11 protein-coding genes are annotated in these 9,083 nt (G+C 40.4%); 5 read left to right on the forward strand and 6 right to left on the reverse strand.

Translation table 11 applies throughout. The features are described 5' to 3' along the window. The first annotated feature begins 15 nt into the window (after nt 1-15). From VE944_RS15790 to VE944_RS15805, 4 genes are all read left to right on the forward strand, one after another. Entirely contained in the window at nt 16-768 is a 753-nt protein-coding gene (locus tag VE944_RS15790) for a serine/threonine protein kinase (protein ID WP_324978597.1), read from the forward strand. Further along, entirely contained in the window at nt 765-932 is a 168-nt protein-coding gene (locus VE944_RS15795; RefSeq protein WP_324978579.1) for a hypothetical protein, read from the forward strand. Before VE944_RS15790 ends, VE944_RS15795 begins: the two co-directional genes overlap by 4 nt. A gap of 234 nt (nt 933-1,166) precedes the next feature. Next, nucleotides 1,167-1,805 (forward strand): peroxiredoxin, encoded by a 639-nt coding sequence (locus VE944_RS15800; protein WP_324978580.1) that lies wholly within the window; start codon nt 1,167-1,169, stop codon nt 1,803-1,805. A gap of 115 nt (nt 1,806-1,920) precedes the next feature. After that, nucleotides 1,921-2,505 (forward strand): Uma2 family endonuclease, encoded by a 585-nt coding sequence (locus tag VE944_RS15805; RefSeq protein WP_324978582.1) that lies wholly within the window; start codon nt 1,921-1,923, stop codon nt 2,503-2,505. Between the two features lie 7 nt (nt 2,506-2,512). On the opposite strand, the gene rppB is transcribed toward VE944_RS15805, so the two are convergent. Further along, nucleotides 2,513-3,901: a two-component system sensor histidine kinase RppB gene (rppB, locus tag VE944_RS15810; protein WP_324978584.1), complete on the reverse strand. Its 1,389-nt coding sequence runs from the start codon at nt 3,899-3,901 to the stop codon at nt 2,513-2,515. A 40-nt stretch (nt 3,902-3,941) separates the two neighbouring features. Between rppB and VE944_RS15815 the strand changes: the two genes are divergently transcribed. Continuing rightward, on the forward strand, nt 3,942-4,595 hold the full coding sequence (locus VE944_RS15815; protein ID WP_324978586.1) for a PDDEXK family nuclease: 654 nt from the start codon (nt 3,942-3,944) through the stop codon (nt 4,593-4,595). Nucleotides 4,596-4,600: 5 nt separating this feature from the next. On the opposite strand, the gene VE944_RS15820 is transcribed toward VE944_RS15815, so the two are convergent. From VE944_RS15820 to VE944_RS15840, 5 genes are all read right to left on the reverse strand, one after another. Then, nucleotides 4,601-5,587: a DNA-methyltransferase gene (locus VE944_RS15820; protein ID WP_324978588.1), complete on the reverse strand. Its 987-nt coding sequence runs from the start codon at nt 5,585-5,587 to the stop codon at nt 4,601-4,603. Between the two features lie 57 nt (nt 5,588-5,644). After that, nucleotides 5,645-5,920, reverse strand: a complete 276-nt coding sequence (locus tag VE944_RS15825; RefSeq protein ID WP_324978590.1) for a helix-turn-helix domain-containing protein — start codon at nt 5,918-5,920, stop codon at nt 5,645-5,647. A gap of 159 nt (nt 5,921-6,079) precedes the next feature. After that, complete coding sequence (gene rppA / locus VE944_RS15830) at nt 6,080-6,790, reverse strand: two-component system response regulator RppA (RefSeq protein WP_324978592.1); 711 nt, start codon at nt 6,788-6,790, stop codon at nt 6,080-6,082. Nucleotide 6,791: 1 nt separating this feature from the next. Further along, entirely contained in the window at nt 6,792-7,268 is a 477-nt protein-coding gene (locus tag VE944_RS15835; protein ID WP_324978594.1) for a hypothetical protein, read from the reverse strand. A gap of 45 nt (nt 7,269-7,313) precedes the next feature. After that, the coding region (locus VE944_RS15840) for an efflux RND transporter permease subunit (protein WP_324978596.1) at nt 7,314-9,083 on the reverse strand (1,770 nt) is incomplete at its 5' end.

Here is a 9,083-nt window from a genome sequence, read left to right on the forward strand (position 1 = left end):
ACTGACAAATTGGAATTGCTGTTTCTTGTAATGGAATATATTGAGGGAGAAAACTTGGAAGAGCTTCTTAGCCAGCGAGGTTCTCCTCTACAAGAGGCAGAAGCATTACATTATATTCATCAAATTTGTAAGGCATTAGTTTTTATTCACAAGAAACGTTTGTTGCATCGCGATATCAAACCACAAAACATCATGGTGCGTAAAGCTACTAATGATGCAGTGCTGATTGATTTTGGAATAGCACGAGATTTTCTTCCTGAAAGCACTCAGTCAATAACTGTATCATATACAAAGAATTATGCACCACCTGAACAGCGTCGCCGAACACATATACCAGGAAACTATACTGATATTTATGGTCTAGCTGCAACACTATACTATCTGTTAACAAAAAAACCTCCAACTGATAGTTTAGAAAGACAGCATGAAGACCTAGAAGAACCTCAAAAGAAAAAGATAAATCATAATATTAGCAAAAGGGTAAACGAAGCAATTCTTTGGGGTATGGAGCTAGATTTTAAAAAACGCCCTCAGACAGTAGAAGAATGGCTTGAATTTTTAAATCCTGTTAAAGTTAAATTTGATGCTGGGGATTTAATAAATTCACCAGACAAATTAAAAAAAGCTATTATCAATCATTTTTGTCCAAGCGAACTAGATGTGTTTTTAGCTGGTTTTAATCGTAATAACATATTTTATGATAATCTTGATGGCAAATACTTACCTGAGAAAATTAAGTCTTTAATTGGCCAATTGCCAGCGCCTTGAACTCTACCCACGCTAGGTATTTCCACCTTTACGGGTCTGATGGGTTCGAGGATGTGGCTTTTAGCTTTGGCGATCGCTCCTACGGAAAATTGGAAAGTTTTAGCTGGGATGCGATCGCAAAGCAAACAATCCAAGCCTACCAAAAAATTCTCACGAACAAATGAATCGTTCTGATACTTGCAATTCTCTATATAAAAAACCTGTAGATAAAACATAATAGTTTAAATCATATATGTGTAATTTAGTCAATATTTTTTATATCTCTCTCGTCCCTTATCCGAGAGTACTGACAACCTAAAATTTTGTTTCAAACAGCTAAAGTCCGATTGGGGAATAGGGGTTTTATGTCATGATGGGATACTAGAATATATATGCCTTTTAACTACAGGGAATCTCTCATGGCTCTCCGTCTAGGTGACACAGTACCCAACTTTACGCAAGCCTCAACACACGGCGACATCGATTTTTACCAATGGGCAGGTGACAGCTGGGTTGTGCTGTTCTCTCACCCTGCTGATTTTACACCTGTTTGTACAACAGAACTCGGCACAGTTGCCAAGCTAAAACCAGAATTTGACAAGCGCAATGTCAAAGCGATCGCACTCAGCGTTGATGACGTAGAATCTCACAAAGGCTGGGTGGGAGACATTGAAGAAACTCAAAGTACCACCCTTAACTACCCAATTTTGGCGGATGCGGATCGCAAGGTTTCTGAGCTTTACGACATGATCCACCCCAATGCTAACGCAACTGTGACAGTGCGATCGGTGTTCGTGATTGACTCCAATAAGAAACTCCGCCTGAGTTTCACCTATCCTCCCAGCACGGGACGCAACTTTGATGAAATTTTGCGGGTGATTGATTCTTTGCAATTGACTGATAATTACAGCGTGGCAACACCAGCTGACTGGAAAGATGGAGAGGATGTTGTAATTGTCCCCTCACTCAAAGATCCAGAAGTACTTAAAGAGAAATTCCCCAAAGGTTACGAGGAAATCAAACCCTATCTGCGGATGACTCCTCAGCCTAACAAGTAAATCTGAAAATGATTTCGGATAAAAAGCAAAGGCGCAAAGATATAACTTTGCGTCTTTCTTTTTTGCGTGAGAATATAGTCAGTTGACTAGGCATCCAAACCTGGAGGATATCTCGATGTTTTCATCCCCTTTGGTTTTGCAAATTCCGTCATCAATGCAAATGACAGACGAACAATTTTTTGATTTCTGTCAGGTGAATCGTGACTTACGCATTGAGCGAAATAAATTTGGAGAATTGGTAATTATGCCTCCTACTGGTTCAGAGACAGGAAACCGAGAAGGTAATATATTTGGGCCGTTGTGGGTTTGGTCGGAACAAGATGGTACAGGTATGACTTTTAGCTCTAGTACTGGATTTAAGCTATCAACAGGTGCAGAACGCTCTCCAGATGCTTCCTGGATTAAATTGGAACGATGGAATGCTTTATCTCCAGAACAGCAGCGAAAGTTTGCTCCCATTTGTCCAGATTTTGTAGTCGAACTCAAATCTCCCAGCGACAACCTCCAGACTTTGAAAGAAAAAATGGCGGAATATATGAATGAGCCAGGAATACAGTTAGGCTGGTTGATTGACCGTAAGCAGCGTAAAGTTTATATTTATCGTCCTGGATTGCCAGAGGAATGTTTGGATAATCCTGATAGTGTAATCGGCGAGTCGGTATTGCCTGGGTTTATTTTGAATATGAGTAAAGTTTGGTAAGAAAATTTTATTTAAATTTAGGCTGGCGACGATACAGCAATTTAAATTGGGAAATTGGTGTGACATCTAAGGGTAGTTGAATAGTAAAAGTGCTACCTTTATCTAATTGGCTCTCCACGTTTAAACTACCTTGGTGTGACTGAATAATTGCCTGAGCGATCGCTAATCCTAATCCAGAACCGCCAGTTTTACGAGAGCGATCGCTATTCACCCGGTAAAAGCGATCAAAAATCCGAGTCAGTTCCTGGTGAGGAATACCAATACCTGTATCTTGAACCTGAATCACAGCATATTTTTCACTACGATCTAAGACAACAGTCACCTTTCCAAATTGTGGCGTGTATTGAATTGCATTGATAATTAAATTAGAAACTAGACGATAGAGTTGGTCAGAATCGCCTACGATATTTAGAGGTTGCTCGACTCTGATTGCAGATGTCAGCGTCACTTTAGCAGAAAATGCGATCGCTGCAAATTCCTCTATTAAGTCATTGACAATATCATTTAAGCAACATTCATGTCGTAATGGCAGAGGTTGTCGGTCTAGACGAGCCAAGAGCAGCAAATCAACAACTAAAGAAGTAAGTCGATGATTCTGACGCTGTATAGTTTGTAGAATGTCCCGCGCTTCGATTTCATCTACTTTCGGCATCAACAATGCTGATTCCACCGTTGCTTGTGTTGCAGCTAAAGGTGTTCGCAATTCATGTGCTACATCTGCTGTAAATTGTTGGATTTGTCTATAAGATTGATAAATAGGTTGCATTGCTAATCCTGCTAACCACCAGCTAGCAACACTAACCACAACCATCGTTGTAGGCAATCCCACGGCTAAAATTAATTTAACAGCATCCAGATAACTACTAAAATCTTCCAGACTTCGCCCCACTTGGATGTATCCCCAATCACGATTATCTTGAGTGTGTAATACAAAAGAAATTTGATAATATGGGTTGTCTTTGCTGTCTTTGAGAGTTTGCCAAAGTTCCTTGTTAAAGACTAGAGAAAGCCCCTCTGGATGAGAACCTGCGATCGCAATCAAGTGTCCTGAATTATCAAAAAAACGTAGATAGTAGTAGCCTTGATGGATAGCGCTGAGAATATGCCTTTTAGAGCTTGACTGCTGTTGAATGCAGCTTTCCCCAATTACACAAATATTTGGTAAAAGCTGCTTTACAACTGGTTCAATGCGTCCGGGTTGTTTTAGTTTCAGTTCGATACTGTCGTGTATCGTTCCCGCGACAGATTCCAGTTCTCGGTCTAATGTTACCCAATGAGCATGGGATACGGCTGTGTATACGCCGAATCCGCATAGGCTTAAAATCACAGCCATGACAAGCGCATACCACAGAGCCAAGCGTACCCGCGTTAAGTTAAAAAGTTTATTTTGATTCATAACAAAACATCATTGGCAGCTTACAGATTAATTGAGCCTGATGAAGAAAACGTTTAGGCAGGATAATCCTGATACTGCTAAATGTACACTTGCTATTCCTATGAAGATTGTTCAAGAGGTTTCTTTGATAAGTGTTGGAAGTTTTGAAGAATCAAGTGATTGGTCTATCATTCGTGCTGAAATTCGTGAAGCTATCTCTCTAATCGTGTATCCTCCTGGTACATCCAGCTTTACAATTAACCCAACAAAGCATGGTAACGGTGTCAAGCCAATTAAAGAAGCTTGCATGATTGCGTTGAGAGATAGATTTGGATGGAAGTTGGAAAGTCCGATTAACTATGCAACTAGATCACCAGGAAAAGTGGATGCAACAAAAATCATTGATAACTATCTTTTTGCTCTTGAGTGGGAAACTGGTAATATCTCCTCAAGTCATCGAGCAGTCAATAAAATGGTTCTTGGATTACTACGAGGTGTTTTGCTAGGTGCTGTCTTAGTACTTCCAAGTAGAAAACTTTACCCTTACTTAACCGATCGAATTGGCAATTATGAAGAGCTAGAGCCATACTTTGATGTTTGGCGGTCAGTCAGAATTGAAGAGGGTTTTCTTGCAATCTTTGTGATTGAACACGATCAAATAGATAACAGTGTACCAAAGATTACCAAAGGAACAGATGGTCGTGCATTGGTCTGAAGTAGTTATGTAGAATGAGGAATTTGCTGTTGTGATGCAGTCGTCTTGCGTTGCTTCAATTTCTTTATTCCCCTTGCCGATTCCCATTGTTCTATTATTCCATTAGCCAGATCAGTCAATCGTTCTACTGCTGGCTCTGTGTCTCCAATTTCTGAACCAATCCAGTAACGCTGTAGTTTTTGTGCTGCATAAAATGTTGTACCAGATCCACCAAATGGATCAACCACAATCTGACCTGGATTAGATGCCATTGCAATAATTCGTTCTAGCATAATGGGAGCAAGTTCGTTTGAAACTCGTTTTTTGTGCCGACGATGCCGAACTGGTGGAATATCAGTCCACATTTCCTCTGTCAATGTCCATAAAACTTCAGTGAAATCAGCTTCGGCAGCATTCTCCCAAACATCCTCTGGTGTATCCCAGACATCCATTAAATTAATACCCTTTTCATTAAGCTTTTTTCGATGCCCACCATAATCACGAATTTCTCCACCACAATGGCGACAAACTTGAATAGGTGTGTAGACTTTGTTGAAGACTGCTGGTTCCCCTTTGGTATAGTATATTAGTCCGTAGTGGGCAGGAGACATCTTTTTACCTCTAGGAAAAGCTTTTGGCATTCTGCAAGCAATCCAATGTCGAAACCACATCCCTTTTTGATTGAGGTATGCACCGTAATCTATGCACCATTTCGGCAGGTTGAATACAAATAAACTTCCACCTTCTTTTAGCACTCGAATGCTCTCACTAAGCCACTGTTGTGACCAGTCTAAATATTTATCCGCCTCCATCTGATCGCTTACACCTTTACCGTATTCTTTGCCGAGATTAAAAGGTGGATCGGCAAATACGATATCTACAGACTCATCAGGCAAGGCTGACAGAAGTTTAAGACAATCTCCTTGATAGAGGATGCCATATTCACTCATGTAAACCTGTTGCAGTCCCTTTTGAGTTGCAGCATCAGTTGTAATCAATCGAAACGGGAGCATTCATTTAACCTTTAGTACGTTGGTATAGCTTGAGTTTATGTACTCTATTGTCAATTGTCAATAGAGTTTTTTTTGAGAAGTTGTACTACGTGGCTGATGGGGTTTTCCAGTAGGCTGATTTTTATATCTCTCTACTTCAGCAGCTTCTATATAGTAGTAACGCCCAAGTTTGCGAGCTACAATCTGACCATTCTTAATTAGGTCGTGAACTCGCTGACGGGTTACGTCAAGTAACTTGGCAGTTTGAGCTACAGAGAGTAATTCAGGACTGTCATTTGAACCGGAGTCTGTCATATAGCTAGACTTGATGCCCAAAATCAGTTTTCTAGTCAATCCAACATCATAAATCTAAAATCTAAAATTAAAAATTGATTGACCTAGCTTCTCAGGGAATTAACAAAGTACAGGCTAAGATTTTGCGATCGCATCTAGGAACGTTTGCAGATGATTGGGGGAGCCAGGAAATGAATATCTATGACGATTATTTCACTCTTAAAAACGGGGACTTTCATCGGTGAGATTGAGACGATATCCCACACCATGCATAGTTTCAATGGGGTTCCCGCAGCCACTATTAGCTAATCTGCGGCGCAGCAAACGTATTTGAGCCGCCACTACATTACTAACTGGTTCTGCGCTCACCTCCCAAAGCTGATTGCGAATCTGTTCAGTTGTAACAATTTGGTGCGGATGCTTCATAAAATACTCTAGTAGCTGGAATTCTTTATTAGTTAAAGGAATTACCTGTTTATCCCCTTGATGGTTCTGACTGACAACCATACTGTTGCTGTAATCGAGAGTTAGGTTGCCAACAGTTAACTCCTTGGATTGAAATTGAGGCGATCGCCTCTGCAAAGCACGCAACCGCGCCAACAATTCCGCCATACCAAAGGGCTTTACCAGATAATCATCAGCACCTGCATCCAGACCAGCAACTTTATCTTCCATCCGATCTTTAGCTGTCAACATCAAAACTGGCAGAGGATTACGCCGTGTTCGTAGCCGACTACACAGTTCTAACCCAGACAATCCTGGCAACATCCAATCGATAATAGCCAAAGTGTACTGCGTCCACTGGTTTTCTAGATAATCCCATGCCTCATTACCATCTAAAACCCAGTCAACTACATACTTTTCCAGATTCAAGGTGCGCTTGATTGCCGAACCCAAATCTGGCTCATCTTCGACTAGCAACACTCTCATATTATTTATTAAAGCTAAAGCGACCATCTACTTTTTTGCCATCAATATCTACAAGCATCTTTACTTGATATTGACCAGAGGATTTTTCTGGGAGCAAAACAGTATAATGTTTACCTTCTCGATCGTAAGTAAGATTTAAAGTTTTCTGGCTTCCATCAGGTGTCTGAACTTGAGCCTTTACTTTGGCATTAGATATTGCTTCGTGATTGTCGCCTCTTTGTAAGTAAAAATCCATGTGAGTTCCATTAGCTTCTTTCTCAGCTACAAACTCTAAATGATAGGCTCCTGTTTCCACAACTTGACCTCCTTTAGATTCACCATGCTGGCTAGATGTTTTGCCAGCAGGCGAAGCTGGAGTTGAGGTAGAAATAGCTGGATTTTTTTCGGTAGTAGCTACTTGATTACTGTTACTACAAGCTCCTAAAAAAAGCAGCCCTACACTTGCTATAAAAATCAAACTTGATTTTAGTGAAATCATTGATTTACTCCAGTTCATAAATAAGAAACAAATTTAAAAGCCCAATTATAATACTGGATTTTTTGCTATATCAATATTTTGTAAGAATATAGTATTTTTAGGAGCCAGAAACTTCCTAAACTGAGAATACAGAGCAGGAATAACTAACAATGTTAATGCTGTCGAGGTAAACAAGCCACCCAACACCACTATCGAAAGGGGTTGTAAAATTTCTTTACCAGGGCCACTCTCAACTACTAATGGTGCTAATCCTAAAGCAGAGGTAAGAGCTGTCATCAAAATGGCGTTAAGCCGTTCCATTGAACCTTGAATAAGCACTTCTTTAATAGGTATCCCTTCAGCAAATTTGGTATTGTAATTATCTACTAATAGCAAACCATTACGGGTGGCAACTCCAAAGAGAGTGATAAAGCCAACTAAAGAAGCAATAGAAATAACACCGTCTGTTAAAGCTACTGAAAATACTCCTCCCACCAATGCTAAAGGTAAGTTAATCATAATCATGATGGTAGAAGGGATAGATTTGACTGAAAGATACATAATTACTGTAATGACGACAAAGGCGATCGCACTGAAAATTAAGATATTCTGAGTGGCTCGTTCTTGCGCCTCAAATTGCCCTGCATATTGAATATAGTAACCAGAGGGAGGATGCACTTGTTGATTAACTTTGTCTCTAATTTCATTTACAATAGAGCGCAAATCTCTACCGCTAGCGTTAGCGGAAACAACAATCAAGCGGGAAACATTTTCTCTGTTGATAGTGCTAGGCCCTGAGCCATTGTTAATTATGGCAACTTGTGATAGAGGAATCTTTTGACCCTCAGGAGTATCAACTAATAAGTTGCCAATGGTATCCAGACTCTGACGTGCATCTGGTTTTAACCACACAACTAAGTCAAAAGTTTGTTGTTTTTCCAAGACTTGGGAAACTACTTTTCCATTGAGGGCAGTTTCAATAATTTCGGAAAGTTTTCCTACTGTTAAACCATACCGAGAAGCAGCTTGGCGATTGAACTTAATTTGTATTTGTTCCACTGGTACTTGAGGCTCTAGTTGTAAGTCAACAACACCATTAACGGTTTTCATCACCTCATTTACCTGGCTGCCAATGATGCGGAGTTGTTCTAATTCTGAACCGAAAATTTTGATAGCGATCGCACTTCTCACCCCAGACAAAACCTCATCCATCCGGTGAGAGATAAAACCACCAATATTCGGTGCTACCCCTGGTAATTTAGCAAACTCTTCCCGCAGTTTTTTAATACTTCCCTCCCTATCTTCCATCCCCGCTTTACTCAACTCAATATCCAAATGTCCCAAATTCACCCCTGCTGCATCTGCATCACCAGGCGCACGTCCAGAACGCAACTGCACGTAAGGAAATCTAGAGTCTCCCTTCAGCGCGTCTTGAAGTGCTTCTCCGGCTACATTAGTAGCTTCCAAGGATACACCAGGATAGAGAGTGAGAGTATTCACCAAAGTTTGCTCTTGAAATTCTGGTAAAAACACTCTTCCAAAGGAGGGAGCAATCACAGCAGATGCTATTAAACTAGCAGCAGCTAATATTAAAATAATTCCAGAATGCCGCAGAGAAAATGTTAAAAGTGGATGATAAAGCTTCTTAAAAAATCTTGCTATCCAAGGCTCGGTTTCTGGCAAGTTACCGTAAGGTAATAAGATTGCACATAATGCCGGAGTCACCGTTAATGCTGTGATACTAGAAGCAATAACTGCTGCCATATACCCTAATCCCATTGGGATAAAAATACTACCTTCTACACCAGCCAAAGCAAAAACTGGAGAGAAGACAAC

The organism is Nostoc sp. (genome assembly GCF_035638895.1).
Classification (GTDB): Bacteria; Cyanobacteriota; Cyanobacteriia; order Cyanobacteriales; family Nostocaceae; genus Nostoc.

Coding starts and splice junctions, on each gene's coding strand:
- VE944_RS15800 (WP_324978580.1), top strand. CDS start 1,167: ATGGCTCTCCGTCTAGGTGACACAGTACCCAACTTTACGCAAGCCTCA.
- VE944_RS15805 (WP_324978582.1), top strand. CDS start 1,921: ATGTTTTCATCCCCTTTGGTTTTGCAAATTCCGTCATCAATGCAAATG.
- rppB (WP_324978584.1), bottom strand. CDS start 3,901: ATGAATCAAAATAAACTTTTTAACTTAACGCGGGTACGCTTGGCTCTG.
- VE944_RS15815 (WP_324978586.1), top strand. CDS start 3,942: ATGAAGAAAACGTTTAGGCAGGATAATCCTGATACTGCTAAATGTACA.
- VE944_RS15820 (WP_324978588.1), bottom strand. CDS start 5,587: ATGCTCCCGTTTCGATTGATTACAACTGATGCTGCAACTCAAAAGGGA.
- rppA (WP_324978592.1), bottom strand. CDS start 6,790: ATGAGAGTGTTGCTAGTCGAAGATGAGCCAGATTTGGGTTCGGCAATC.
- VE944_RS15835 (WP_324978594.1), bottom strand. CDS start 7,268: ATGATTTCACTAAAATCAAGTTTGATTTTTATAGCAAGTGTAGGGCTG.